The following is a 26,765-nucleotide window of genomic DNA, read 5'->3' as shown; positions in this document are numbered from 1 at the left end:
CCCTCCTCAGCGCGCTGCGACCACAGTGCCACGGCATTCGCCAAAACCGATGGAGGCATAGCCTTCACGGTTGCAGCGCGCACGCAGAATGATTTCGTCGCCGTCTTCGAGGAATTTACGCACTTCGCCGGACGGCAGTTCGATCACTTTTTTACCGCCCTCGGTGATCTCCAACAGGCTGCCGAGTTGGCTGGCTTGCGGCCCGGACAAGGTGCCCGAACCGAACAGATCGCCGGGCTGCAGTTGGCAACCGTTAACGCTGTGGTGGGCCACCAATTGCGCGGCGGTCCAGTACATATGCAGGCTGTTGCTCAGGGCCAGGCGATGGGCCGGCAGGTTTTGTTCGCGCATGGCGGCCGTGGTCAGTAGCACTTCCAGTTCGATATCCAAAGCACCGCCGGCCTGATCGCGTTGATCCAGCAAGTACGGCAGCGGCTGCGGATCGCCTTCGGGGCGTGCCGGTTGAGCCTTGCGGAATGGCGCCAACGCTTCAGCCGTGACCACCCAGGGCGAGACGGTGGTAATAAAGCTCTTGGACAGGAACGGCCCCAGCGGCTGGTATTCCCACGCTTGGATATCCCGCGCCGACCAGTCGTTGAGCAGGCAGAAACCGGCGATATGTTCGGCCGCGTCACCGATGGCGATCGCTTCGCCCATGGCGTTGCCCTGGCCGATCCAGATGCCCAGTTCCAACTCGTAGTCCAACCGCGCACAGGGGCCGAAGGTGGGTTCGGATTGGCCGGCAGGCAGGGTCTGGCCTTTGGGGCGACGCACAGCCACGCCCGAGGGGCGCACGGTGGAGGCGCGGCCGTGATAGCCGATCGGCACATACTTGTAGTTGGGCAGCAACGGGTTGTCGGGGCGGAATAGCTTGCCGACGTTCTGCGCGTGTTCGATACCAACGTAGAAGTCGGTGTAGTCGCCGATTTTGGCTGGCAGGTGCAGTTGGCAATCAGCCGCGCGGTGCAGCACCTGCGCCTCGCGGGCTTGCAGCGGGCTGCCCTCGACCAGCAGCTCCAGCAGGCGCTCGCGCAGGGCCACGCGTGGGCCGCGGCCCAGGGCGAACAACCCGTTCAGTTGACCGCCGGCAGTCGCCTCCACGGCACGACGGGCCTCGCCGTCGAATGCGTCCAATGCCGCGTGAAGATCCAGGATGAAATCCCCAATCGCCACGCCGCTGCGCGGGGGCTCGCCATTGCGACTGAAGATGCCCAGCGGCAAGTTCTGCAGCGGGAAATCCGCGTGACCGTTGGCGGACGCTACCCAACTACGGGCAGGGGTGGGCTGAGTCATGGGTTATCTCCGATTCGGGTTGAAGGTGACGGGCAGCGAGGCCCAGCACGCGTCGTAAGCAGGTTGCAGGTGCGGACAGTCCAGGGCGAACTGGGTGGGACGCAGCACTTGGCTGGTCTCGAACATGAACGCCATGGTGTTATCGATCTTGTGCGGCGCCAGTTCCACATTGATGGCCTTGGTGCAGGTTTCGCCATCCGGGCCGTGGGCGCTCATGCAGCTGTGCAGCGACGCGCCCCCGGGCAGGAAACCCTCGGCCTTGGCGTCGTAGGCGCCTTGGATCAAGCCCATGTATTCGTTCATCAGGTTGCGGTGGAACCACGGCGGACGGAAGGTGTTCTCGGCCACCATCCAGCGCGGCGGGAAAATCACGAAGTCGAGGTTGGCCAGGCCGTGCACGCTGGTGGGCGAGGTCAACACGGTGAAAATCGACGGGTCCGGGTGATCGAAACTGACGGTGCCGATGGTGTTGAAGCGGCGCAGGTCATATTTGTACGGCACGTTGTTGCCGTGCCAGGCCACCACGTTCAGCGGTGAATGGTCGAGCTCGCAGGCCCACAGTTCGCCGAGAAACTTCTGCACCAACGTCGTCGGTTGCCGCAAGTCTTCGTAATGGGCGACGGGGCTGAGGAAGTCCCGTGGATTAGCCAGGCCGTTGCTGCCGATGGGCCCCAGGTCCGGCAGGCGCAGCGGCGCGCCGTGGTTCTCGGCGATGTAGCCGCGGGCCTGAGCGTCCAGCAGTTCGACGCGGAATTTAAGGCCACGGGGCAGCACCACGATTTCCAGCGGCTCCACTTCCAGCACGCCCAGTTCCGTGACGAGACGCAGGCGCCCCTGCTCGGGGACGATCAACCATTCGCCGTCGGCGTTGAAGAACACCCGCTCCATGGAGCGATTGGCGCGATAGTGGTGGATGCTGATACCCGAGGGTTTCTCCGACGCCGAATTGGCGACCATTGCGACCAGACCATCAATAAAATCGGTCGGTTTGCTAGGCATATCCAGTGGGTTCCAGCGCAGCCGGTTGGGCGTCACCGCACCCAACGGACCGCCGGCCAATTGCCGTTCCAATTTGGCGAACGCTGGGTGATTGGCCGACGGCTGGATGCGGTACAACCAGGTACGCCGGGCTTCGCTGCGGGTCATGGTGAACGCAGTGCCGGAGAACAGTTCGGTGTACAGGCCGTAGGGTGCTTTTTGCGGGGAGTTCTGGCCGACCGGCAAGGCGCCGGGCAGGGCTTCGCTGGCGAATTCATTGCCGAAGCCCGACAGGTATTCGAGGGTCATGGATCGTCCTCTGAGCGGAAGTTGTTTTTATCGTAATCCAGTTACGCATAACGTAATTTGATCACCGTCGAGCGTCAAGCTATAAAGACGCCCATTCATCTTTCGGAACCCCGCCCCTCCATGGAAAAGCCCCGCGACACCGGTAAACAAAAAGTCCGTTCGGCCGAAGTGGGCACCGATATTCTCAAGGCCCTGGCCGAACTATCCCCGGCCACGTCGCTGTCGCGCCTGGCCGAGCATGTGCAGATGCCGGCGAGCAAAGTGCATCGCTACCTGCAAGCATTGATCGCCTCGGGGTTCGCCGAACAGAACACCGCCACCAACCATTACGGCCTGGGCCGCGAAGCGTTGCGCGTGGGCCTGGCTGCGCTGGGCAGCATGGACGTGCTGAAAGTCGGCGCGCTGCCCCTGGCGGAACTGCGCGACCAACTGAACGAGACCTGCTTTCTGGCGGTGTGGGGCAATCAGGGCGCGACCGTGGTGCAGATCGAGCCGGCGGTGCGCGCGGTGACGGTGGTGACACAACTGGGGTCGGTGTTGCCGCTGCTCAGTTCGTCCACCGGGCTGGTGTTCAGTGCGTACCTACCCTCGCGGGAAACCGTGGAGCTGCGCCAGCAGGAGATCGAGGCGGGCATCGCCCACGCCCTGGCGGACGATCAAACCTACGCCACGGCCTGCGAACAGATCCGCCAGCGTGGCCTGCACTTTGTGCACGGCTTGCTGATGCCGGGGGTGGACGCCTTGTCGGCACCGGTGTTCAACGCCATCGGCCAGGTGGCGGCGGTAATGACCGTGGTTGGCCCTACCTCGCTGTTCCACGCCGATGAAGACGGCCCGGCGGCCCAGCAATTACTGGCGGCGACCCGGGCCGTAAGCTGGCGCATGGGCTACCAGCCCTGAACTAGTCCCGCCACTGGGCCAGGGCCTGGGCCACGCGATTTTCCACGGCGCGCACCGGCGCGGCGTTGCACAGGTAGTTGTTGCTGACCATCGAAAACACCAGACGCCGGCCGTCGGCGTCGGTGATATAGCCACTCAATGAAGACACGCCGGCCATGGAGCCGGTCTTGGCATGCAGGTTGTTTTGCGCCGCCGTCCCGCGCAGGCGATAGCGCAGGCTGCCACCCACCATGCGGTCCGCATTGCCGGCAATCGGCAGTGCGTTATACCAAGCGTCGAACCAGGGTTGTCTGGCGCTGGCCAGCAGCAGCTCGGTGAAGGTCAGGGACGACACCAGATTGCGCCGCGACAAGCCCGAACCGTCCACCTGGCTCAGGCTAGCCGGGTCCAGCCCCTGGCGTGTCATAAAGCCCGCCACTGCCGCCACGCCGGCCGCCGCGGTGCCTGCATTCGCAGTCTTGCGGCCCATGGCCTTGAGCAGGGCCTCGGACATATTGTTGTTCGAGAGTTTGAGCAGCGGCGTGATCAACTCCTGCAACGGCGCCGACTGATGTTCGGCCAACAATGCGGCCGTCGCAGGCGTGGCGCCACCGATCACGCGCCGGCCCTGCACCTTGATGCCCTGCTGAGCCAGCGCCTGTTCAAACAGGTTCGCCACCAGTTGGGTCGGCTCCCACACACTCACCCACTGCCGGCTCTGCTTGCCGGGGGCCAGCGCACCGCTCAGTTGCAGCAGGTTGGTGCCGTGCTGGCGGGTAATGCCGTACGTGTTGCCGGGGCCGCTGATGGCGCGATTGCTCAGTTGCACGTAGTCGGTGGCCGGGCTCACGGTAACGCTCACCGGTTGGCCGACGGCCACGGGCGCTTTCGCGGTGACGATCAAGGTACCCGCGTCGAAATCCGTGTTGGGCGACACCGTCAACGCGGAGATCTGCGCGCCGTAGTAGGTGCTTTCGTCATCCTGGGCCCAATCGACGCCCAGGCGCTCGGCATCGAACCAGGTGTCGTCGAACACCAGATCGCCCTGCACTTCTCGCACGCCATCGCTGGCCAACTGTGCCGCCAGCGCCTGGTAATCGGCGAACTGCACGGTGGGATCGCCCAAGCCGCGCACGTACAGATTGCCCGCCAGCCGCTCGCCCTGGCGGCTGCCGGTGCTCAGTACCTGAGTGGAAAACCGGTATTGCGGCCCCAGCACATCCATCGCCGCAGCAGTGGTCAACAACTTGAGGTTTGAGGCCGGCACCAGACGCGTGCGCGGGTTGTGCTGGTAGAGGGTGGTGCCGCTGCGGGCGTCGCGCACCATCAAGGAGACCGTGGCGCCATTGAAGGCCGGGTCGGCCATGAGATGGTCAAGGATGGCCGGGGTGGAGGTTGGCGAAACGCTCGCGCAACCGCCCATGAAAACGCTCAAGCACAGCAGGGGTAGCCATCGTCCAACATGCATCAGTGTCAAATTCCGCAAAATCTTCAGTGGCGGCAACGCTAACAGCTCCACCTGCCCGTGGCGAGCGGGCCGGTGGAGCAAGCTGCTGGGGGGCATGGAATTGTCGTGGTGGTGAGCCGGGTTGTCGAATCGTCGCACCGCCCGCGCTGGGTGGCGAAGCCGCTCCATCGATGATGCTGCATAGCTCCAGTTGGCAGTGAGGCGTCTAGAGTTGGGGCCGCTTCGCAGCCCAGCGCGGGCGGTGCGACGATTCGACAAGCCCGCTCACCACAAAAAGCAGTTCACACAGCGTCGCAGCCAACGCGCCCAGCACCAGCCTTAGAATTCCAGCGTGCTCGACACCGACACCTGCCGTGCATCCCCCAGCGATACAAAGAAGCGGCTGGCCGCCGAGGTGTAGCAGGTGCGGTCGAACAGGTTTTTCACGTTGAGCTGGAACTTGACTTTCTGCCCGTCGAGTTTGGTGTCGTAGGTGGCGAAAGCATCGGCCACGGTGTAGCCCGGCAAGGTGAAGTCGTTGGCGGCGTCCCCTGCCCGCTCGCCCACGTAGCGCGCGCCTGCGCCCATGCGCAGTTGATCGCCACCGAACAGGCTGCCGAAGTCGTAGGCCAGCGCCAGCGAGCCGGTGTGTTTGGCGACGTTCTGCAAGCGGTTGCCTTCCAGGGTCGGGTCGTTGTCCTTGATGTCCTCGGCGTCGGTGTAGGCATAGCTGCCGATCACGCTCCATTGGTCGCTCAACTGGCCGGTGGCGTCCAGTTCCAGGCCACGGGAACGCACCTGGCCGGCGATGCTGTAGATCGTGTTCGCGCCGGAACCCACCGAGACCAGCACATTGCGCTTGTCGATGGTGAACAACGCCGCGCTGGCGGTGATGCGCCCAGGAATGTCGAGCTTGGCCCCCAGTTCCCAGGACTTGGCCTGCTCGGGCGTAAGATCGCCGGTGAGGGTGCTGCCATCGGCCAAGGCGGCGATGGTGGAGTTGGGTTTGAACGACTCGGTGTAACTGCCATAGAACGACAGTTGATCGGTGTAGCGATACACCAGCCCGGCACGCGGCACCCAGGCCTGGCCGTTGCCATCGGTGTTGGCTTTGAACGGCACGCCTTTGCCGGCGTATTGGTCATACATCTGGTAGCGCGCACCGGCTACGAAAATCCATTGGTCGGTCAGGTGAATCGAATCCTGGAAGAACAGCGAGTCGCTGCGCAGCAGGTCGGTCTGGGCGCTGTCGGCGGCGCTGACGGTGCTGCCCGCCACTTCGTTGCCGTATACCGGATTGTTGTAGTTGAACGTGCCCCGCGAGGCCTGGCGGATCAGGTCGGCGCGGTAGATTTTGCGGTACTCGTCATCCAGGCCGAACACCAGGTCATGTTGCATGCCCAGCACGCTGACCTTGCCTTCGAGGCTGGCGGTGGCGAACCGGTCGGTGGTAATTGCGCCCTGGGTGCCGTCCATTCGGCGGGTCAGGGTGCCATTGGCGTTCACCGCGCTGACGCGTACTTGGCTGGCGTCGTAGGTTTCACGGTTCCAGCTGTAGCCGAAGTGAGCTTTCCAATCGTCGTTCAGATCGTGATCGGCTTCGAAGCGGTACAGGTCGGAGCGGCCTTCCATATTGTTGAACGGCTCGTCCAGGCGGCGGGTCGCCGGGATATCCAACGGATGGTTGGTCTTGGGATCGATGGCCGTGCCGCGGTCGAACGGTGAGAGAAACTCACGGTGCTCATAAGCGAACAGCAGTTGAGTGGAATCGCCGTACCAGGCCAGGGACGGCGCCACCAGCGATTCGCGGTGAGTGCCGAAGTTGCGCCAGTAATCTTCGTCTTCGTGATCAACGATCAACCGGTAGGCCAGCCCTGAATCGCCCAACGGCCCGGTGGTGTCGAGGTTGCCGCCGCTGCCGTTCTTGCCGTCGCCGAAGGTGGAACCGCGCACAGTCAGGGCGGTGGATGGGGTCAATTCAGGCTTTTTGCTGACGATGTTCACCACGCCGCCCGGGTCCTGGATGCCATACAGCAGCGACGACGGGCCCTTGAGCACTTCAACCCGCTCGGCAGTGGCGTTCAACGCGCGGCCCTGCACCACCGGCATGCCGTCGCGCATGATCGAGCCGTTACGGTTGTCGCCAAAGCCGCGCAACATCACCGCGTCCTGGGTGCTGGCCAGGGTGTTGGCCTGGGTGATACCGCTGATATTGGCCAGGGCGTCATCCAGGTTGCGCGGGGTCTGATCGCGCAGCGCCTGGGCCGGCACCACGTTGACGGTTTGCGGGGTTTCCAGCAATAGACCGCGCGAGCGCATCACCGAGCTGGTGGGCGGCGGCTGGTAGCTGGTGCTGTCGTCAAGTTGGCCTATGCCGCTGATGGTGGTGGCGCCCAAGTTGAGTGCGCCTTCGGTGGGCACGGGTTCCAGGGCCAGGGTGCGGGCGTCGATCTGGCGGAAGGTCATGCCGGTGTTGCCCAACAGGCGTTGCAGGGCCTGGGTCGCGCTCATCTGCCCGCGCACTGCCGGGGCGCTGAAGCCATAGGGCGCTTCATCGGTGTAGATCACACTGATTCCGGTGACCCGGCTGAAATCGCTGAGAGCCTGGGGCAACGGTTTGGCCGCCAGGGCAAAGTCGAACTGCGCGCTTTGCTGCTCCTGCGCCCGCGCCACGCTCAACGGCAGCAAAGCCACCGCTGACACCGCCAGTACCGAGGCTCCCAGCCACTGTTTTACCCAACCGCCCGCCATCGACTTCATGCTGTGAGAACCCGTGTAGAAAACGCTGTTAATGCGAATTGATCGCAGTTTCAAGCACTACACGGATGGGCGGATGGTTTACCTCACCTGTTGTGGATAAATAATTTCATTCACTGCGCCTGGATACGGAAACCGAAGCGCGGGAAGTGCACATGCACAGTGCCTGCGCGCTCGTCGCTACGGCGCAGGATCAGCTCCTCGCGCCCGGCAAACAGCAGCTCGCCGGCCACTGGGTCGACGCCGTAGTCGATCGCGCTGATGGTCACCGCCTGGCCGGGATGGAAGCCGTTCAAGTCTTCAAACGCTTCGTCCGGCAACGCCGCCGGGGTGGCGTTGCGCGCAATCTCCAGCGCTTGTTCGGCGGTCATTTGGCTGGGCGTGCCGTGGCCGAAACCAAGCACGCGCCCCAGCCACGCGCACACTGCCGGGTAGGCGTCCACCAGGGGTGCTGTGACTGGCGTGGCTTTGAGGAACCACAGCGAATGGGCCAGGGAGAAGTCGGCAATCGAGGGCTCGCCAAACAGAAAATCCCCCGCCTCGCGCTGCAACTGTTGCTCCAGGCGCGTCATGATCGCTGGCCATTGATGCTTGGCCACGTCGGCGCTCAGCTTGCTCGCCGAACCGCCGCTGAACAACGCGGCGCGGTCGGCCATAAAAGCTTTGATCGCTTCCGGCGGCAATTTGCCGAAGCGCACCGCCACCGATTCCGGCTGGAACACCAGGCTCACCGCGTGAGCGAACACCACGCTGTCGGCCCAGGTGGCGAAGGTCTGGGTGATCATTTCCTGGCCGAGAGGGAACAGCGCCGGCGCGGCTTTTTCCTGCTCCAGGCGTCGGGCGATCAGCGCGGTGTCACAGTAGATATCGGCGCCGACCTGCAACACCGGAGTCTTGCGGTAGCCGCCGGTGAGCGCGGTCAGGTCCGGTTTGGGCATCACCGGCGAGATCAGCACGGACTGCCAGGACAGGCCTTTGAAGCCCAGCAGCAGCCGAGCTTTTTCTGCAAAGGGTGAGGTGGGGTAGTGGTGAAGAATGAGCTCAGACATGCCAGGGTCCAGTTGTCAGGTTGAGCTGCCAGCTTAGCGCGCAATGGGTGGCGATGCCGTGATGGGAACCCATCAGTCGAATCTATGCACCACTGGCGGCCAGGCACTCCTTGGCGCTCTTCTTGAGTTTTTTGATCAGCCGTTCCTGACGCAAGGCGTCGCCTTTGCTTGCACATTGCTCGGTGTACACCAGCGCCACCGCCGGGCTGGACTGAAAAAACCGCGCGCCCTTGCCGCTTTGATGCTGAGCGAAGCGGCGCATCGGGTCATTGCTGATGCCGCAATACAGCGCGCCGTTGGCGGCGCGCACCAGGTAAACGAACCAGGGTTTGGGGTCGGTGGGAGTCGTCACGGATCGAGTCGGTCAACCAGAAGAGCGCCCAGCTTATCAACGACTGGCCTGGAATGCCTTGAGACCTTTGCGTGCCTGGGCGCGTACGGCGTTTTTCACCAGCGGCGTCCAGCCCAGCAACAGACCTTTGGTGCCCAGGGCCTGACGCGACCAACGCCACAGATCGAAGTGGTCGTGGTGCTCGCAGATCTTGCCGTCACGGAACACAAAACGCGCCTGGATATCATTGACCACTGTGTTGCCGGTGGCGCTGAACAGGTAGGTCGCCACCCAATGGGCGCTGCCGCGGGTGTCGTCGCTGCGCACTTGGTCGAAGGTCAGCGAGAAGTCCTTGGCGCGGGTGGTGAGCATGCGCCACATATCGCCGACGTCCCGACCGCGCAGCTCACCGAACGCCGGGTCGCTGAAGATCACGTCGTCGCTATAGCAGGCGCTCATGGCGTCGGCGTCCAGGCGTTGGAACGCGCGGTAGAACTCGGTGATCAGGGCGTTGTGGGCATCACTCATGGGCAGGCTCCGTCGACGGCGAAAAAGATAGGCGCACGATAAGCCGCTCGCGCCGCCAAGGCTACTGACATTCACCGCGCCAATAGCCCGCCTCAGGGCACCATGCCGCAACTGCGGGCATAGGCGAAGAGGTCTACGTCGGTGGAAATGCACAGCCGGTTCATGGCAGTGCTCTTCTGCTTGCTGATGGTGGACACACTGCGATTGACCCGCGCCGCGATCTGGCTGACGGTCATGCCGCTGGCCAGCATGCGTACCACCTCACGCTCTTTTTCGGACAATTGCGGCTGTCGCGATTGGTCACCCGGCCCGGCTTCCACCAGCTGGGCCCGCAGGCATTCACTGACAAAGGTCTGGCCCGCGCTTACGGTCTTGATCGCCAGCGGCAGCTCCTTGGCCGACGCACTTTTGGCCACGATAGCCCGCGCGCCGTGGGCAAAGGAGGCTCGCAACGTGGCGATATTGGCAAACATGGTCACCAGGATCACCGGCAACGTCGGGTACTGGCGGTGCAGCAGGCTCAACAAACCGTAGCCGTCCGCCTGCTGGCCACCAGGCATGGCGAAATCGGTCACCAGCACATCGCAGGGTGTGGTCGCCAGCACACGCAGCAGTTGATCGGGACCGTCAGCCTCGCCCACCACTTTGCACCGTCCATTCGCCTCGATCACCACTCTCTGCCCGATGCGTACGATGGGATGATCGTCAGCAATGATTACGCGAAGCATAAATACCCACAGATGATGGCCACTAGATTCCGCGCAAAATACCCCCGCCGCCATCCCTCAACAACCGCAGAAGTCTCGGCGTTTTTCCTCACGATCAATGTTTGATAGCCGCCGCTTTTGGACCTACAAAATAAAAAGAAAATACCTACAGCTATTACCCTCAACACAGCCTTCCCTTTCCCTACAAATGTCTGCGGGCATCACAATGAGCCCAAGTAAGTGAGGTAAGCACGTAGGTCGGTCTGGAAGGCGTCCAGGTGCGCCTCATTCAACACCACGCCCTCGGCATGCACCCGCTCGATCAGGCTCATGCCGCGTAGCTCCAGCTCGGCCATGCCCAGAAAAGCCAGGCTACCCACCAAGCGGTGCAGGCTTTCGGCGGTCAACGACGCGTCGCGGATTTTGCGTGCATGGTCGAGCATCAGGGTGTCTTCCCGCGCTTCGCGCAGCAGGCTGACGAGCATCTGGTCGACAACCCGCGCATCCCCGAAGGCTTCGATGAGACCCGCACGGGTCGGCCAGCCCGTGGTCTTGGGCAGCACCGGCACCACATCGGACGGCCCCGGTAACCAGCACGCCAACACCCCATGCAGTTGTTCAAGGGTCAACGGTTTGACCAGCCAGGCGTCCATGCCGGCGTCGCGACAGCGCTGCGGGTCGTCATGCACCAGGTTGCCGGTCAGGGCAATGATCGGCACCCGCCGCTGTGCGTTGGCATGTTCGCGCAGGCGAATCGCGCGGCTCATGGTGTAGCCGTCCATCTGCGGCATCTGACAATCGCTGATCACCAGGTCGAAGGGGGTCTCGGCCAGGGCAGCCAAACCGTGCTGCCCGTCATTTGCCAGTTGGTGGCCCAAGCCGAGCTTTTTCAATAGCCACCCCATCAAGACGCGGTATGTCGCATGGTCTTCCACCACCAGGACCTTCAGGTGCCGCCAATGGCGGGGCGGCTCGGTCGAAGGTGTCAATTCACGGGAAAGCACTGCGTCCGAAGATACGTCAGTCTCCATGGTCACCTCATGGTTGCGGTCGTTTTTGCAGCGCGCGGTATTCGCAACAAACCGACAGCGCTGACGTAGCAGCCAGGCGAACAGAGTCGAAACACTCACATGACTACTTATCGCGACGTCACGCTATCTCCATGGGTGGCGTCATGACGATGCAAAAACTACGAAAAAACCAACTTTCCTACATATTCGGCAAACCTATTCCGACAAGCATCCGACACACGTCTGCCGCTCGATCATTCTCGTAATAGTTGTATTCCCCCTCCTGTGCCCCGTCGCTAGATTGCACCCCACCCCGATCACTGGGAACGGACGACCGCACCGCGGCGCCTCGAAACCGACATGCTTGCCAACCACCGACTTTGTATTGGAACAACCTGAAATGAACACGTCGTTAAACCTGGTGGGTGCCGCCCTCTTGCTCGCCAGTGCCTCATCCGCGTTTGCGGCCAGCTCCGTGGAGCTGACCGTCAAGGGCACCATCACCCCCAGCGCCTGCACACCCAGCCTGCCTGGGGCCGTGGACTTTGGAAAAATCTCGGCCAAGGACCTGACCCCCGACAACCACACCGTGCTGGAAGTCAAAACCCTGCAACTGACGGTGAGTTGCGAAGCGCCGACGCTCTTTGCCATCCACCCCGTCGACAACCGGGTAGGCACCTCGACCCGCTCCGGGGCTTATGGCTTGGGGCTGGTGGACGGCACCACGGAGAAACTGGGCCGGTATTTCCTGTCGCTGCGCAACCCCGTGGCGGATATTCCGTCGACGTTGTTGGGGCAGTACACGACGGATCGATGGTCGCCCGTGGATGAGGACGAGGCGATCATCCCCGGCATGCTGGTGGCTTTCGGCAGCCTCGACGCCCAAATCGGCTGGCTCCCCCATCCCCTGCAAAATGCCGCCGCAGAGTTCGTCTTCAACACCGCGATTGCCCCGGCAAACGACCTGACTCTTACCAACGACGTGGCATTGGACGGCTCCGCCACGCTGGAGCTGAAGTACCTGTAACCCACTCAACACTGCGTTGACCTCTCCCGAAAGGACTCTGTGCCCATGAAAGCCTTTGCTTACCGGCTCCTGCTGACACTGCTGTGTGTACCGCCGGCGTTCGCCGCCAGCTCCACCGACCTCGCCGTCAAGGGCAGCATCACCCCCAGCGCGTGTGCGCCATTGATGTCCGGCGGCAGCGAAATCGACTTCGGAAAAATGACCGCCAAGGACCTTAACTCGGATCACTACACCTCTTTGCCGGGCCAGTCCCTGCACCTGAGCGTGGTGTGTGAGGGGCCGACGTTTTTTACCTTAAATACCATCGACAACCGCGCCGGCACTTCCGCCAGCCCCAGACATTGGCATGGCCTGGGCATGACGCCCCATGACGAAAAACTCGGCGGCGTGGCCTTCCGCGTGCGCAACCCCGTGGCCGATGGCGCCGTGGTGAGGATGGTGATATCCAGCGACGGTGTGACCTGGAACCCCAGCGACATCCTGAGCTACGCATTCAAAAGTGCGGTCGCCAGCGATTCCGGCCAACTGGCGCCCATTGCGGTGAAGGACTTTAACGCCGATCTCAGATTATTCACGCGGGTTGCCCCCGCAGACGAGTTGACGCTGATCGATGAGGTGCCCATCGACGGTCACGTCACCGTACAACTCAACTACCTCTAACTGCCCATTGACTCGAAAGGAACTCGCTCCCGATGAAAAGCCTGCTCACTCCCCTCGCCACCGGCCTGTTGTTGCTCGGCTCTGCCGCCACTTATGCGGCGTCCACGGTCGACTTGACCGTCAAGGGCCTGATCGTACCCAGCGCCTGCACGCCGAGCCTGACCCGGGGCGGCGTCATCGATCACGGCAAGATTTCCGCCAAGGACCTGCGCCCGGACAACCCAACGCTGATCGGCACCCACACCATGACCATGGCGGTCATCTGCGATGCACCGATTCAATTTGCCCTGCATTCCGTCGACAACCGTGCCGGCTCATCGGCCTCTCCCGCCAATTACGGCCTGGGCCTGATAAACGGCACCCAGAAACTGGGTTGGTTTCTGCTGACCGTGCGCAACCCGGTCGCCGATGGCGCGCAGATGCAGTCGATTGTCTCCGGCGATGGCGGCAATACCTGGTACGGCGATAACGCCTGGGACGCCGGCCTGTACGTGTCGATCGCCACCATGGCCGACCCTAGCCAGCCGGCCTCGGTCAAGGAAATGGTCACAGATCTGGAAGTGCAAACCGTGATCGCCCGTACCGATGGCCTGGACCTGAGCAACGAGGTCACCATCGACGGCTCCGCCACGCTTGAAGTGAAGTACCTGTAACCCTGGGTGCCCATGCCTGGCTGACGCGTGCAGCATGGGCTTTTTTTCGGATCTGCCGAGCTTGCCTCGGCCAATGGCGCAATCGATGAACACCTACCCCTGCACTGCGGTGATCGTGTTTTGGCTGACCAGCGCCGCTGCGGGCCACGCCGCATCGAAGGTGGACGTCACCGTGACCGGTCGGCTGACCCCGGACGCCTGCCTGGTGACGCTGTCCGACGAAGGCGTGATCGACCACGGCAAAATTCTTTCCCATACCCTCAGCGACGACGTGGTCACCGAGCTGCCCAGTCGCGTACTGCAACTGCATGTGCAGTGCGGCCGGCCGATGCTGTTCGCCCTGGTGGGGCTCGACAACCGAGCGCAATCCTCCCTGGACCCTGATGTGCTCTATGGCCTGGGCCGAAATATCCATGCCCCGGCCGAGCGCCTGGGCTCGGTGGCCCTGTCATATCGCAACCCGGTGGGGGACGCCCAAGCCTTGCAAGTGCTGGCCTCCGATGACAGCGGCGAAACCTGGCGCCCGGCGTCCGAAGCCTGGCCCAAAACCTATATCGGCTTTGCCCCGGTCGGGGATCGCCAGCCCGATTTCATCGGCCAGTTAAGCGCCCAACTCCAGATCGACACGTCCATCAACGCGACCCAGTACCTGACCCTGGATCAGGCGGTGCCGCTCGATGGCTCCGTGGTGCTGGACCTACGCTACCTCTGACCTCTATGGAACCCCTCTCATGACCACAGTGCTCAACCCCGCAACCTGCCTTATGGCCCTGGCGCTGCTGCTCGGCGGCACGGGCGCACGGGCTGACGGCATGGTCCCGGACACCTCCGTGGTGATCGTTCACGAAGCCGAGGGCGAAGCCGCCGTGTCGGTCACCAACACCGACAGCCAACTGGCGCTGCTGCATGTCACGTTGCAAGACATCCCCGAAGACACCGAACCCTTGCTGGTGGTCACGCCGCCGCTGTCGCGGGTGGAGCCGTCCAAATCGCAACTGGTGCGCTTCATCCTGCAAAGCCAGCAACCGCTGCTCACCCAGCGCCTCAAACGCGCGATTTTCGAAGGCATGCCCCAGGGCCGCCCCGCCACGCAAGCCGGGCATGCCCGGGTGGGTGTGACGGTGCGCCAGAACCTGCCGGTGATCATTCATCCCAAGGGCTTGGGGCCCAATCGCACACCTTGGACTGAGCTGACGTGGTCACAGCACGGCAATACGTTGCAGGTGCGCAATACCAGCCCTTATGTGGTGCGCCTGGCCCAGGAGCTGCGGCTGCTGCCCGGCGACGGCAAGGCGATGTTGCCGCGCACCTATGTGTTGCCGGGGGAAACCCTGAGTGTGCCGGCCAGCGGTGGTCCGGCCACCAAGGTCCGGCTGCAACCGGCCACGGTGTACGGCTTTGCCGTGGCGGCCTACGAAGCACCGATTACCTGACGAACAACCCCAGGCGGTTACCGCCTGCATCGAAGTGACGGCTCGATGACCGTCACCAGGACGCTCCAGCGTCCATCATTCGAGTGCCCTTTGTGAAAACAGTATTGAGTTACCGTGACGGCGCCACTGTGCCCGTCACTATCACGCTGCTGCTGGCCTGTACGCTGGCACCCTTGGCCGCCAGCGCCGATGCACGCCAAGGCTTCGATGCCACCACCCTGCGGCAACGCGGGATTGACCCGCACCTGGCCAGCCTGCTGCTGGAAGCTCCGCGCTTTGCCGCAGGGCGGCATGCCGTCAGCCTGCGGGTCAACGGCCAGCACCGCGGTCGGCTTGACGTCAACTTCGATCAACAAGGTGCCGTGTGCTTCGACCGTGCCCTGTTGGACGCCGCCAACCTGCGTGTACCTGACGACAACGGTCCCTGCCACGACTTTCTCGCACAGTATCCCCAAAGCCTGGTGGAACCGGACCCAGCCACGCTCACGGTAGCGTTGGTGGTGCCGACCGAGGCGCTGCGCCCGCTACAACAGGATGTCTCGGGCTATGAAACCGGTGGCGTGGCCGGCCTGCTCAACTACGACCTGACCGGGTTCTATAACCGCTTCGGCGACAGCGACAGCCGCTTCGGCTCGGCCAACACCGAGGTCGGCTTCAATGCCGGCGATTGGATCGTACGCAGCCGTCAGGTGCAGACCTGGCAGGACGGCCTCTCGCGCAGTACGCACCTGGAGGCCTATGCCCAGCGCACCTTTGCCAGCCACCAGGCGGTGCTGCAGGCGGGGCAGGTCAATCTGTACAACCCGGTATTGCCCGGCGCGCAGATCACCGGCGTGCAGGTCCTGACCGAGCAGGCGCTGCAAGAGCAGAGTCAGGGCGCGACCATCGACGGTATCGCCAACAGCCCGGCCCAAGTCGAAGTGCGCCAGAACGGCACGTTGATTCACTCCACGGTAGTTCCCGCCGGGCCGTTTTCCTTGACGGGCGTGCGGCGCCTGAACTCGCGCTCCGACGTCGAGGTGACGGTCAAGGAAAGCAACGGTGGCGAACGGCGCTTTACCGTTCCGGCCGCCATGCTTGGCCTGGGGTTGCCGGCGCCGGGTTACTCGGTGTCGGCGGGGCGCGTGCGCAACATCGGCGATGCCCAGGGAGACGATCCCTGGGTGGTCAGCGCCGGTTGGACCGGTGCCGTACACCCGCAACTGTCGCTGGGCAGCGGCGTGCTGGCCGCCAGCGAATACCGAGCCGCCGGTGTGAGCCTGGGCTGGTTGCCGGGGTTGGACAGCCAGGTACAACTGGCCAGCCAAGTGGCCGACACGCATGCACGGGACCAGGTGCGCGGGGTGCAGACCGACCTGTCGTGGTCCCAGCGCCTGAACGATCAATGGTCGTTCAGCGTGGCCAACGCCTGGCGCACGCCGGGTTATCGCGAACTGGAGGAAGCCACCTACGAGGCCGAAACCACCCAGCAGCGCCGCTCGCGCTATCGCGACCAACAAAGCGCCAGCCTGGGCTGGGCGCATCCGTGGCTGGGTGCAGTCAGTGCCGGGGTGTCGCGCTCCAGCAACTTCGACGGCGACAGCAGCAGCCGGGGCTTAGTGTCCTGGGGCACCAGCGTCAGCGGCGTATCGTTATCGGCCAGTGCCGAGTGGCAGATGGGCGGGCGCCAACAGCAGGACAACGCGTTCTACTTCAACGTCAGCCTGCCCTTGGGGGATAACCGGCGCGTGCGGGCCTGGGTGCGCAATTCAGGCGGCGAGCACCGTACCGGCGTGGGGGTGAACGAGCAGATCGACGACCAACTGAGCTACCGCGTCAGCGCCGAACACGACACCCGCGACCAACAAGTGGAAACCACCCTCGGCCTTTCGGCCCTGCCCCGCTACAGCCAGCTGGATGTCAGTTACAGCCGCTCCGACGCCGAGCGTTCGAGCTATCAGGGCAGCGCTCGCGGTGGCGTGGTGGTGCATGGCGGCGGGGTCACGTTGTCACCCTATCCGGTGCGTGACACCTTTGCCTTGGTCTCGGTGGGCGACATCAGCGGCATCAAGCTCAGCACCCCCAGCGGCCCGGTCTGGACCGACTGGCAAGGCCAGGCCGTGGTCCCTCAGATCAGCCCCTATGGCCGCAGCCCGGTGGAAGTGCAAACCCGTTCGCTGCCGCGCAATGCCGATATCAATAACGGCCTGGCGATGCTCGCGGCCGGACGCGGCGCCGTGGACCGCGTGGAGTTCGGCGTGAGCCTGACCCGTCGCGTGCTGCTCACCGCCCGCACCGAACAGGGCGTGTTGCTGCCTCGCGGCGCCAGTGTCAGCACCGCCAACGGCGAGTTCGTGACCTTGGTTCAGGACGGCGGCCAGGTGTTTCTGCCCAATGTGCTGGCCTCGTCCGGCCTGTGGGTCAGTGCCCCCGGTTTGCCCCGTTGTCGCTTGCAGTTCGAGCTGCCGGATGAGGGCGATCCCGAGGTGTATTTCGAAATCGCACTCGCGCGCTGTACCCCATCATGAGGACCGTAACCATGCCCCCTATTCGCCTGCTGCGGCAGTTGACGGCCGCATCGCTGCTCATCGTCGGCGCCACAGCCAACGCGTTGGCCAACGACGAGTGCCAGTTGACCCTCAGCGAATCGCTGCTGGACCTGGGCCTGATGAACCGCCTGGCGCAAACCGACAGCGCACCCCAGCGCCTGCTCGGCGAGCGCCGCTTGCGCCTGACCCTTGCGTGCCCGCAAGCGCAGGACCTGAGTGTGTTCTATCGCGCCCTCGCCGCCAGTGCCGAACGTCTGCAATTCACCGAACACGGCAGCTACGCGCTCGAACTCAGTGACGGCGTAGTGGATGGTCGGTCGGTGGAGTTGGGCTTGATGCCCGTGGCCGGGCAACCGCCAGCCGTGGTTGGCTCCCGCTTGACGTGGCGCACTGGCCACCTGGTGGCCCCCGTGCAAGGCGGCGCGGTGGTACAGGGCAAAAACTTTTCCCTGCAACTGAGCCTCAGCGCCTGGGCGGACAGGGCCGCAACCTACGTGCGGGACGCCACCACCTGGGAGGTCAACGGGACGTTCGAGGCCCAGCGCAGCGGTCGTTACCGTGAACTGACCCTGCGCGCGCACTTCGCGCCGGTGGCGTGCACGCCGCAGTTGTCCAACGGCGGACTGGTGGATTACGGCACCTTGCTGGCCAAGGACCTGAGCGTCACAAACGAAACCCCATTGCCCACCCGCACCCTGCAAATGACCGTCAGTTGCGACGCGCCCGTGCCCTTCGCCTTGCGCATGCACGACAACCGCGAAGGCTCGGCCACCGGCGGCACCGACGAGACCGCCTACGGCCTGGACCGCGACGGCAGCCAGAACAAGATCGGCCGCTTCTACGTAAACATCGACCCGGAAGACTTTTCCGCCGATGCCTACGGCGCGCTGTATCGCACCGACTCCACCAGCAACGGCGCCGCCTGGAGCAGCGCCAGTGCGCGGCAGATCCCTATCGCCGCCAACAGCTATATGGGCTTCACCCACCTGGCGGGCAGCACCCAAGGCCCGGTGGCGATCCAGCACCTGAGCGGCACGTTACGCATCAAGGCTTACCTGGCGCCGACCCAATCCCTGGATCTGCGTCAGGTGGTGCAGATCAACGGCTCCGGCACCCTCGAAATCATCTACCTCTAACTTCTCGAATTGACGCCATGAACGCTTATCCCATCGTTTTTTACAGCCTGCTGTTATTGACCGCCACGGCCCACACCCAGGCCGCCTCCAGCGTCGATCTGACGGTCAAAGGCGTGGTCACGCCCACCGCCTGCGACCCTCAGTTGTCCGGCGGCGGGCTGATCGACTACGGCAAGATGTCCCAGCAGGATCTGAACCTGGAGACCAGTACGCGGCTGCCGATCAAACACCTGCAAGTGAGCATCGCCTGCACGGCGCCAAGTCGTTTTGCGCTGCGCATGCGCGACAATCGCGAGGGCACCGCAACGGTCAACAGCGAGATTTACTACGGGCTCGGGCTGGACAACAGCGGCAACCGGCTTGGGCTTTACTCGATGACCTTCGACCCCCGCAACACGCTGGTGGACAGCACCGTGACGGTGTACGGCACCGAGTCCACCACCGGCGGGCTGGCCTGGCGCACCGCCAACCTCAACCCCATCGATATTGGCGCCAATAGCTACCTGGGCTTTACCGCCAGGCAGGGCAGCACCGCCGGGCCTTCGGCGATCCAGGAGCTGATCAGCACGGTCAAGGTCCAAGCGGTGATCGACGCACGGCAGAACCTGGACCTGAGCACCGACACCCTGCTCGACGGCTCGGCGACCCTGGAAGTGATCTATCTCTAGCGTTTCTCGCTGGTGACCTGCACATAACGCGCACGCCCTGCGCCCAGGCCGGCAATGATCGCGCCCAGGCCGATCACCGCGAAAATCCAGCCGATGGCGCTCCAGCCGCCGGTCCAGTCGTGCACCAGGCCGACCGCAAACGGGCCAAGGGACGCCAGGGTATAGCCGAAACCCTGAGCCATGCTCGACAGGTTCGCGGCGACGTGGGCATCCCGCGAGCGCAGCACAATCAAGGTCAACGCCAGGCTGAAGGTGCCGCCCTGGCCCAGGCCGAGCAGGATCGCCCAGCCCCACAGACCGTCCAGCGGCGCATAGAGGCAACCGAACAACCCGCCGAGGGTCAGCAGCATCACCACCACGATCGCCAGGCGCTGGTCGCGGCCACGAGTGGCCAACCAGGGCGCGGCCAGCGAACTGATCAATTGCAGGATGATCGAGCCGGACAGCGCCAGCCCGGCCTCGGTGGCGCTGAGGCCGCGGCTGATCAGAATCGACGGCAGCCAGCCAAACACGATGTACGCCAGGGACGATTGCAGGCCCATGTACAAGGTCACCTGCCAGGCCAACGGATCGCGTAACAAGCCTTTGACCTTATACGCGACGCGATGGGCGCCGTGTCGTTGCCCGACCTGGGGCCACCACACCAACGCCGCCACCACCGCCGGCACCATCCAGAAGCCCAGGCCCATGCTCCAGCGGTCGCCGAACACATGGCTCAGCGGCACTGTCGCCCCCGCCGCCAGCGCGGCGCCCAGGCACAACGCCATGGTGTACACGCCGGTCATGGCCCCGGCCTGGCGAGCGAAATCACGCTTGACGATGCCCGGCAGCAACACGCCGATAATGCCGATGCTCGCCCCGGCAATCAGGCTGCCGGCAAACAGCCCGACCTCACCGAATGCACTGCGCAGAATGATGCCACCGGCCAGTGTCAGCACGATCCCCAGCACCACACGCTCGGCGCCGAATCGCCGCGCCAGAATCGGCGCCAATGGCGCAAACAGCCCCAGGCACAGCACGGGCAAAGTGGTCAGCAAACCGGCCTTGGCCGCCGACAAGCCCAGGCTGGCCGACACATCGCTGAGCAACGGCGCCATGCTCGACAACGCGGGGCGCAGGTTCAACGCCACCAGCACCAGGCCCAGCAGCAACAGCCACGGGCGGCTGACCTGCGGCGGGGTGTGCTGGACCTCGTCGTCATCGGCCTCGGCATCGATCAGCAGTTCTTCGAGTTCGGGTGTGCGTTGGGCTTCAGGGTTCATGGATCAACTGTCGGCAGAGGGATTTGGCGCGTTCCGGGTCTTGCTGCTCCACCGCTTCAAGCAAGGCGCTGTGCAGGTCGAACACCGCCTGGCGGCGTGGTGAAACACTGAGGGTCTGGCGCAACTGGGCGCCGACGATGGCGGAAAAATACTGGTACAACTCGCTCAACGCCGGGTTGTGGGCGGCATCCACCAGACGGGTGTGGAACACCAGGTCGGCGTGGATATAGGCCTCCAGGTCACCGTGATACAGCGCGGCGCTGGTGCGCAGGGCTTGATGCAACCCCTGAAGGTCTTGCTCGGTACGGCGTTGCGCCGCAAGACCAATGGCCTCCACTTCGAGGATCTGCCGGGTCTCCTGCGCCTGCACCAAGGTGCAGTGGGACAACGCACGCATCGCCCCCAAGGGATCAGTCATCGAGCGCAGATAACTGCCGTCTCCCTGGCGGATCTCAATCAACCCGGAAAACGCCAACACCCGCATGGCTTCACGCACGGTATTGCGGCTGATCCCCAGCTCGGCGGACAACTCCGGCTCGGTGGGCAAGCGCTCGCCGACAGCCCATACGCCCTGGGCTATGCGCAGGCGCAACTGTTCAAGGGCCTGGTCGACCAGGGAGCGTTTGATCAGTGGGGCGATGTCTGTCATGGATTTTGCGCTTTCGTCCAATCATAGGATGAATTTTCCTACAGCCTATTAGGACTCACCTACAAAGGCAACGCACTAGGGTGAATGGGCGGAAAACGAAGCAAAATTTTCGATTGGTAAAATTACCCTTAAAGGGTAATTATCAACTTAGGTGTCTTATGGAAAAGCACACACCTCATTACGATTTGGCTCAAGTCAAGGAAGAGGTCATCCGGCTAGGTGCGCGCGCTTTCACCGCCAGCGCCCGAGAGGGAGGGCGGCAGCTGGAGTTGAGCCTCGGTCAGATGCGACTTGCCGTTTGCGCTCTGGAAGCTCGAATGTTGTACAAGTCAATGACGACATACGCAGACCATCGGATATGGCAGGACGTCTATCTGATCAAGATTTACGGCACGGAGATTTACATCAAAGTGACCTACCGTCCAAGCGGTGGGCCGCCGGTAATCTCCTTCAAGGAGAAAGCTTTATGAAAACCCGACAATGCGTGAACTGCGGCGCTGCTGAAGGCATGCAGCATTTCGAAGGTCGCACCTTCACGATCAATACCCGCGGCATGCTGCGCAAGATTCCTGATATCGCCGGCTGGGAATGCCAGGTCTGCCATGAAAGGGAGTTCGATATGGACACCGACAGTGCAGAGCGTTATTCCACTGCCAGTGATCAACTGTTGGTCGATGCGCGAAAAGTCATTGCCGCCGAAATAAAGCGAATTCGGCGCAAATTACATCTGACCCAAAAGGAGGCTGTGAGGCTGTTGATTGGCCGCGGCCACAACGCATTTTCCCGGTACGAAAGGGCCGAGGTGTTTCCACCTGAGCCATTACTCATCCTGATGCGCTTGTTGGATAAACATCCCCACCTGTTGGCGGAGATAGAGACGCTCAACGTTGGCGAAGATCTTAACCGGCTGCTCATCGCCAAAGACGCGCAACAGCTTTCAGCTCAGGCGTCCTGACACGGTAGACAGGCAAAAATAAACCCGGCGCCAAGGCCGGGTTTATCTTCAAGCATTACCGCAGGATCAATGCAGAATCTGGCTCAAGAACAACTTGGTCCGATCATTCTGCGGGTTGTCGAAGAAGTCATTCGGTGCCGCTTGTTCCACGATTTCGCCTTTGTCCATGAAGATCACACGGTTGGCCACGGTACGGGCAAAGCCCATTTCGTGGGTTACGCAGAGCATGGTCATGCCGTCTTCGGCCAGGCCGATCATGGTGTCGAGTACTTCTTTCACCATCTCTGGGTCCAGTGCCGAAGTCGGCTCATCGAACAGCATGATTTTCGGTTTCATGCACAGGGCACGGGCAATTGCCACACGCTGTTGCTGGCCGCCGGACAGTTGCCCCGGAAACTTGTGGGCCTGCTCCGGGATGCGCACGCGCTCCAGGTAGTGCATGGCGATTTCTTCGGCCTTGCGCTTGGGCATCTTGCGCACCCACATCGGCGCCAGCGTGCAGTTCTGCAGGATGGTCAGGTGCGGGAACAGGTTGAAGTGCTGGAACACCATGCCGACTTCGCGGCGGATCGCCTCGATCTGCTTGAGGTCGTTGGTCAGCTCCACGCCATCGACCACGATGCGGCCCTGCTGGTGTTCTTCCAGGCGGTTGAGGCAGCGGATGGTGGTGGACTTGCCGGAACCCGACGGCCCGCACAGCACGATACGCTCGCCCTGCTTGACGTTGAGGTTGATGTCTTTCAACACATGGAACTGGCCGTACCACTTGTTGACGCCCTGCATCTGGATAATGCCTTCAGGGCCCACAGGCTGTTTGATTGCTTCGCTCATCAAAAGAACTCCTAACGCTTGTGGCCTGTGTCGAGCTTGCGTTCCAGGTGCATGGAATAGCGCGACATACCAAAACAGAAAATCCAGAACACCAGGGCGGCGAACACGTAGCCTTCAGTGGCCATGCCCAGCCATTTAGGGTCGGCGGCGGCTTGCTTGACGCTGTTGAGCAGGTCGAACAGGCCGATGATGATCACCAGGCTGGTGTCCTTGAACAGCGCGATGAAGGTGTTGACGATCCCCGGAATCACCATCTTCAGGGCTTGCGGCAGAATCACCAGGCCCATGCTGCGCCAGTAGCCCAGGCCCATCGCTGCGGCCGCTTCGTACTGGCCTTTAGGGATGGCCTGCAAACCGCCACGCACCACTTCGGCCACATAGGCCGACTGGAACAGGATCACGCCGATCAGCGCCCGCAGCAACTTGTCGAAGTTCATGCCTTCGGGCAGGAACAACGGCAGCATTACCGAGGACATGAACAGCACGGTAATCAGCGGCACGCCGCGCCAGAATTCGATGAAGGTCACGCAGACCACACGAATCGCCGGCATGTTCGAACGCCGTCCCAACGCCAGCACAATACCCAAGGGCAAGGCGCCGGCGATGCCGACGGTGGCGATCACCAGGGTCAGCATCAGGCCGCCCCATTGGCTGGTGGCCACGGTGGCCAGGCCAAATACACCGCCATGCAGCAGGAAGAAGGCGATGATCGGGTACAGCACCAGGAAGCTCAGCCCGTAGATTGCCTTGCGCGGGAAGCGCGAGATGAACAACGGTGCCACGCCGACGATGGCCAGCCACACGGTCAGGTCCACGCGCCAGCGCAGGTCACCGGGGTAGTAGCCATACATGAACTGCCCGAAACGCTGTTGGATGAACACCCAGCAGGCGCCCTCCTTCGTGCAGTCGGCGCGGGTGGTGCCAACCCAGTTAGCGTCCAGGATGGCCCAATGCAGGATGGGCGGCACCACCAGGTACACCAGGTAGATCGACAGCAGGGTCAGCAGTGTATTGAGCCAACTGGAAAATAGGTTGGCGCGCATCCATGCCATTGGCCCGAAGACTTTGCTCGGCGGCGGCATATCAGGTTTGAAAGTATGCGAACTCATGTGCGTTTCCTCACCGCTCGATCAGCGCAATGCGCTTGTTGTACCAGTTCATCAGCAGGGAAATGCTGATGCTGATCGCCAGGTACACGCTCATGGTGATGGCAATGACTTCGATCGCCTGGCCGGTCTGGTTGAGCACCGTGCCGGCAAACAGCGAAACCATTTCCGGGTAACCGATACCGGCGGCCAACGACGAGTTCTTCGCCAGGTTCAGGTATTGGCTGGTCAGCGGCGGAATGATCACCCGCAGGGCCTGCGGGATGATGACCTTGCGCAGCGTCGGACCGTTGCGCAGGCCCAGGGAGCGAGCGGCTTCGGTCTGGCCATGGCTGACGGACTTGATGCCCGAGCGCACGATCTCGGCGATAAACGCTGCCGTGTACACCGTCAGTGCCAGGGTCAGCGCCAGCAGTTCGGGGATCAATACCCAGCCGCCGACGAAGTTGAAGCCTTGCAGCTTGGGCATTTCCCAGTGCAGCGGTGCGCCGAAGATCAACGCGCACAGTGCCGGGATCACGATGAACAGCGCCAGGCCCGCCCAGAACTTATGGAACGGCACGCCCGTGGCTTCAAAGCGTTTATTGGCCCAACGCGCCATCATCACGATTGCCACGATGGCCAGCACAATGCTCGCCACGAACGGCCAGAAACCGTCAGCGGCCAGCGCCGCCGGCATGTTCAGGCCACGACTACTGACAAAGAAGGTATCGCCGAAATTATGGCTGTTGCGCGGCCCTGGCATGGTCAGGAACACCGCAAAGTACCAGAACAGGATCTGCAACAACGGCGGGATGTTGCGGAAAACTTCCACGTATACCGTCGCCAGTTTGTTGATCATCCAGTTCGACGACAGGCGCGCCACGCCGATGATAAAGCCCAGCAAGGTGGCCAGAATCACGCCGATGAACGTCACCAGCAAGGTGTTGAGCAGGCCGATCACGAAGACCCGGGCATAGCTGTCCGATTCGGTGTAATCGATCAAATGCTGCGCGATGCCGAAGCCGGCACTGCGTTCAAGAAAGTCGAAACCCGAGGTGATGCCCCGGTGCTGAAGGTTGGTCTGGGTATTGTTGAAGAGGTACCAGCCCAGCGAGACCACCGCCACAATCGTGATGATCTGGAAGAGCCACGCACGCACTTTGGGGTCGCTGAAGCTGAGCTTCTGCTTGGGTGCGCCGATTTGATTTTGCATGAAGTGCCCCGGAAAGAATGGAACAGAACATCACCCGGCGGTTGGCCCACCGGGTGACAGAACCATCAGCGATCAGCGCACAGGCGGTGCGTATTGAATGCCGCCGTTGTTCCACAGTGCGTTCAGGCCACGGTCGATTTCCAGCGGGGTGCTCTTGCCCAGGTTGCGCTCGAACACTTCACTGTAGTTACCGACTTGCTTGACGATCTGTACGACCCAGTCCTTCTTCACTTTCAGGTCTTTGCCGTATTCACCGTCAGCGCCCAACAGACGAGCTACGTCCGGGTTCTTGGTGGACTTGGCTTCAGCCTCGACGTTCTTGGAAGTGATACCGGCCTCTTCCGCGTTGAGCATGGCATAGCCTACCCAGCGCACGATGGCCAGCCACTCGTCGTCGCCGTTACGTACGACCGGGCCCAGTGGCTCCTTGGAAATGGTTTCCGGCAGTACCACGTAATCCTTCGGCGAGGCCAACTTGCTGCGCTGGGCGAACAGTTGGGACTTGTCGGAGGTCAGCACGTCGCAACGCCCGGATTCGAGCGACTTGGCGCTTTCGTCGGAGGTGTCGAAGGTGATCGGGGTGTATTTCAGACCGTTGCCACGGAAGTAGTCGGAAACGTTCAGCTCGGTGGTGGTACCGGCCTGGATGCAGATGGTTGCACCGTCCAGTTCCTTGGCGCTTTTGACGCCCAGCTTGTTGTTAACCAGGAAGCCGATGCCATCGTAGTAGGTAATGAAACCCGGGAATTTCAGGCCCATGCCCGCATCGCGGGAGCTGGTCATGGTGGTGTTACGGGACAGAATGTCGACTTCGCCCGATTGCAGCGCGGTGAAACGCTCTTTGGCATTCAACTGGCTGAATTTGACCTTGGTGGCGTCACCGAACACGGCAGCCGCCACAGCGCGGCATACGTCAGCGTCGATCCCCAGGATCTTGCCGCTGGCATCCGGTACCGAGAAACCCGGCAAGCCGTCACTCACGCCACACTGTACAAAGCCTTTCTTCTGCACAGCGTCCAGGGTTGCGCCGGCTTGGGCGAAACCGCTGACACCCAGTACAGCGGCCGCGCATACGATGGCCAGGGTGGATTTCAATACCTTCATTCAAACCTCCAGTTTTGCTCTTGTTGTGTCGGAGCTCGAATCCCAGCGCACCCTTATGAGGCGATATTGACCCGTGTTGGCTTTTTTTAGGGTCAAGCGGCATGGGACTGTCGCATTAATTCCAGCGGCTATCTCCCAAGCGGCACTCACTGATAGTGTTACCGACCGAGGATAGTTCTGACATCGACCTACACATAGCAAGCGCCGTACCAGAGTGACGGCTGAGTCGTTTCAGCCCAGGTTCAAGTGTAAAAGATTCAACGTTGCGAC

At 62.6% G+C, this 26,765-nt stretch carries 26 protein-coding genes; 11 read left to right on the top strand and 15 right to left on the bottom strand.

The window, feature by feature from the left end:
* Positions 1–6: 6 nt before the first annotated feature.
* Positions 7–1,293 carry a fumarylacetoacetase gene (gene fahA, locus QRN41_RS01665; RefSeq protein ID WP_285421092.1) on the bottom strand — a complete coding sequence of 429 codons (1,287 nt, stop codon included), beginning with the start codon at positions 1,291–1,293 and terminating at the stop codon, positions 7–9.
* A 3-nt stretch (positions 1,294–1,296) separates the two neighbouring features.
* Positions 1,297–2,580, bottom strand: a complete 1,284-nt coding sequence (gene hmgA, locus QRN41_RS01660) for a homogentisate 1,2-dioxygenase (protein ID WP_167417252.1) — start codon at positions 2,578–2,580, stop codon at positions 1,297–1,299.
* Between the two features lie 120 nt (positions 2,581–2,700).
* Here hmgA and QRN41_RS01655 point away from each other — a divergent pair, with 120 nt between their 5' ends.
* On the top strand, positions 2,701–3,480 hold the full coding sequence (locus tag QRN41_RS01655; protein WP_167417253.1) for an IclR family transcriptional regulator: 780 nt from the start codon (positions 2,701–2,703) through the stop codon (positions 3,478–3,480).
* Position 3,481: 1 nt separating this feature from the next.
* On the opposite strand, the gene dacB is transcribed toward QRN41_RS01655, so the two are convergent.
* The 7 genes from dacB to QRN41_RS01620 all read right to left on the bottom strand — a co-directional run bounded on the left by dacB (position 3,482) and on the right by QRN41_RS01620 (position 11,309).
* Positions 3,482–4,927: a D-alanyl-D-alanine carboxypeptidase/D-alanyl-D-alanine endopeptidase gene (gene dacB, locus QRN41_RS01650; protein WP_285421091.1), complete on the bottom strand. Its 1,446-nt coding sequence runs from the start codon at positions 4,925–4,927 to the stop codon at positions 3,482–3,484.
* A 318-nt stretch (positions 4,928–5,245) separates the two neighbouring features.
* Positions 5,246–7,666: a TonB-dependent siderophore receptor gene (locus tag QRN41_RS01645; protein ID WP_285421090.1), complete on the bottom strand. Its 2,421-nt coding sequence runs from the start codon at positions 7,664–7,666 to the stop codon at positions 5,246–5,248.
* A gap of 110 nt (positions 7,667–7,776) precedes the next feature.
* Positions 7,777–8,712 carry a glutathione S-transferase family protein gene (locus tag QRN41_RS01640; RefSeq protein WP_034096021.1) on the bottom strand — a complete coding sequence of 312 codons (936 nt, stop codon included), beginning with the start codon at positions 8,710–8,712 and terminating at the stop codon, positions 7,777–7,779.
* 82 nt (positions 8,713–8,794) lie between these two features.
* Positions 8,795–9,064, bottom strand: coding sequence for a GIY-YIG nuclease family protein (locus QRN41_RS01635; RefSeq protein WP_034096020.1), 270 nt, complete (start codon positions 9,062–9,064; stop codon positions 8,795–8,797).
* Between the two features lie 36 nt (positions 9,065–9,100).
* Positions 9,101–9,571 carry a nuclear transport factor 2 family protein gene (locus tag QRN41_RS01630; protein WP_034096019.1) on the bottom strand — a complete coding sequence of 157 codons (471 nt, stop codon included), beginning with the start codon at positions 9,569–9,571 and terminating at the stop codon, positions 9,101–9,103.
* 92 nt (positions 9,572–9,663) lie between these two features.
* Entirely contained in the window at positions 9,664–10,299 is a 636-nt protein-coding gene (locus QRN41_RS01625) for a response regulator (protein WP_034096018.1), read from the bottom strand.
* A gap of 200 nt (positions 10,300–10,499) precedes the next feature.
* The gene (locus tag QRN41_RS01620; protein ID WP_285421089.1) at positions 10,500–11,309 is read right to left on the bottom strand and encodes a response regulator; all 810 of its coding nucleotides are present in this window, start codon (positions 11,307–11,309) and stop codon (positions 10,500–10,502) included.
* 379 nt (positions 11,310–11,688) lie between these two features.
* On the opposite strand from QRN41_RS01620, the gene QRN41_RS01615 reads away from it, so the two are divergent.
* The 8 genes from QRN41_RS01615 to QRN41_RS01580 all read left to right on the top strand — a co-directional run bounded on the left by QRN41_RS01615 (position 11,689) and on the right by QRN41_RS01580 (position 19,393).
* Entirely contained in the window at positions 11,689–12,315 is a 627-nt protein-coding gene (locus QRN41_RS01615; protein WP_034096016.1) for a DUF1120 domain-containing protein, read from the top strand.
* A 45-nt stretch (positions 12,316–12,360) separates the two neighbouring features.
* Positions 12,361–12,975, top strand: a complete 615-nt coding sequence (locus QRN41_RS01610; protein ID WP_034096015.1) for a DUF1120 domain-containing protein — start codon at positions 12,361–12,363, stop codon at positions 12,973–12,975.
* Between the two features lie 32 nt (positions 12,976–13,007).
* Positions 13,008–13,628, top strand: a complete 621-nt coding sequence (locus tag QRN41_RS01605) for a DUF1120 domain-containing protein (protein WP_167417257.1) — start codon at positions 13,008–13,010, stop codon at positions 13,626–13,628.
* An 85-nt stretch (positions 13,629–13,713) separates the two neighbouring features.
* Complete coding sequence (locus QRN41_RS01600) at positions 13,714–14,340, top strand: DUF1120 domain-containing protein (RefSeq protein ID WP_285421088.1); 627 nt, start codon at positions 13,714–13,716, stop codon at positions 14,338–14,340.
* A gap of 19 nt (positions 14,341–14,359) precedes the next feature.
* Positions 14,360–15,061, top strand: coding sequence for a fimbria/pilus chaperone family protein (locus tag QRN41_RS01595; protein WP_285421087.1), 702 nt, complete (start codon positions 14,360–14,362; stop codon positions 15,059–15,061).
* Positions 15,062–15,153: 92 nt separating this feature from the next.
* The gene (locus QRN41_RS01590; protein WP_167417259.1) at positions 15,154–17,568 is read left to right on the top strand and encodes a fimbria/pilus outer membrane usher protein; all 2,415 of its coding nucleotides are present in this window, start codon (positions 15,154–15,156) and stop codon (positions 17,566–17,568) included.
* 11 nt (positions 17,569–17,579) lie between these two features.
* The gene (locus tag QRN41_RS01585) at positions 17,580–18,725 is read left to right on the top strand and encodes a DUF1120 domain-containing protein (RefSeq protein ID WP_167417260.1); all 1,146 of its coding nucleotides are present in this window, start codon (positions 17,580–17,582) and stop codon (positions 18,723–18,725) included.
* A 17-nt stretch (positions 18,726–18,742) separates the two neighbouring features.
* A complete protein-coding gene (locus tag QRN41_RS01580) occupies positions 18,743–19,393 on the top strand; it encodes a DUF1120 domain-containing protein (RefSeq protein ID WP_094065354.1) in 651 nt (216 codons plus the stop codon).
* Here the strand turns inward: QRN41_RS01580 and QRN41_RS01575 are convergent.
* Both QRN41_RS01575 and QRN41_RS01570 read right to left on the bottom strand, forming a co-directional pair.
* The gene (locus tag QRN41_RS01575; protein ID WP_167417261.1) at positions 19,390–20,655 is read right to left on the bottom strand and encodes a CynX/NimT family MFS transporter; all 1,266 of its coding nucleotides are present in this window, start codon (positions 20,653–20,655) and stop codon (positions 19,390–19,392) included. The two genes, QRN41_RS01580 and QRN41_RS01575, sit on opposite strands and share 4 nt — an antisense overlap.
* Positions 20,645–21,304, bottom strand: a complete 660-nt coding sequence (locus QRN41_RS01570; RefSeq protein WP_167417262.1) for a FadR/GntR family transcriptional regulator — start codon at positions 21,302–21,304, stop codon at positions 20,645–20,647. The genes QRN41_RS01575 and QRN41_RS01570 overlap by 11 nt, the downstream gene beginning before the upstream one ends.
* Before the next feature lie 158 nt (positions 21,305–21,462).
* Between QRN41_RS01570 and QRN41_RS01565 the strand changes: the two genes are divergently transcribed.
* Together QRN41_RS01565 and QRN41_RS01560 are read left to right on the top strand one after the other, a co-directional pair.
* Positions 21,463–21,774: a type II toxin-antitoxin system MqsR family toxin gene (locus QRN41_RS01565; protein ID WP_034137048.1), complete on the top strand. Its 312-nt coding sequence runs from the start codon at positions 21,463–21,465 to the stop codon at positions 21,772–21,774.
* Positions 21,771–22,259: a type II toxin-antitoxin system MqsA family antitoxin gene (locus QRN41_RS01560; RefSeq protein WP_034137047.1), complete on the top strand. Its 489-nt coding sequence runs from the start codon at positions 21,771–21,773 to the stop codon at positions 22,257–22,259. Before QRN41_RS01565 ends, QRN41_RS01560 begins: the two co-directional genes overlap by 4 nt.
* Positions 22,260–22,325: 66 nt before the next feature.
* On the opposite strand, the gene QRN41_RS01555 is transcribed toward QRN41_RS01560, so the two are convergent.
* The 4 genes from QRN41_RS01555 to QRN41_RS01540 all read right to left on the bottom strand — a co-directional run bounded on the left by QRN41_RS01555 (position 22,326) and on the right by QRN41_RS01540 (position 26,495).
* The gene (locus tag QRN41_RS01555; protein ID WP_034096008.1) at positions 22,326–23,090 is read right to left on the bottom strand and encodes an amino acid ABC transporter ATP-binding protein; all 765 of its coding nucleotides are present in this window, start codon (positions 23,088–23,090) and stop codon (positions 22,326–22,328) included.
* An 11-nt stretch (positions 23,091–23,101) separates the two neighbouring features.
* Entirely contained in the window at positions 23,102–24,199 is a 1,098-nt protein-coding gene (locus tag QRN41_RS01550; protein ID WP_034096007.1) for an amino acid ABC transporter permease, read from the bottom strand.
* Between the two features lie 10 nt (positions 24,200–24,209).
* Positions 24,210–25,391 carry an amino acid ABC transporter permease gene (locus tag QRN41_RS01545; RefSeq protein WP_258695406.1) on the bottom strand — a complete coding sequence of 394 codons (1,182 nt, stop codon included), beginning with the start codon at positions 25,389–25,391 and terminating at the stop codon, positions 24,210–24,212.
* A gap of 72 nt (positions 25,392–25,463) precedes the next feature.
* On the bottom strand, positions 25,464–26,495 hold the full coding sequence (locus tag QRN41_RS01540; protein ID WP_285421086.1) for an amino acid ABC transporter substrate-binding protein: 1,032 nt from the start codon (positions 26,493–26,495) through the stop codon (positions 25,464–25,466).
* Positions 26,496–26,765 lie beyond the last annotated feature (270 nt).

Origin of the sequence: Pseudomonas sp. efr-133-TYG-23 (assembly GCF_030209215.1) — a bacterium.
GTDB classification, from domain to species: Bacteria; Pseudomonadota; Gammaproteobacteria; order Pseudomonadales; family Pseudomonadaceae; genus Aquipseudomonas; species Aquipseudomonas rhodesiae.
This window is presented reverse-complemented; position numbering and strand designations above follow the sequence as displayed.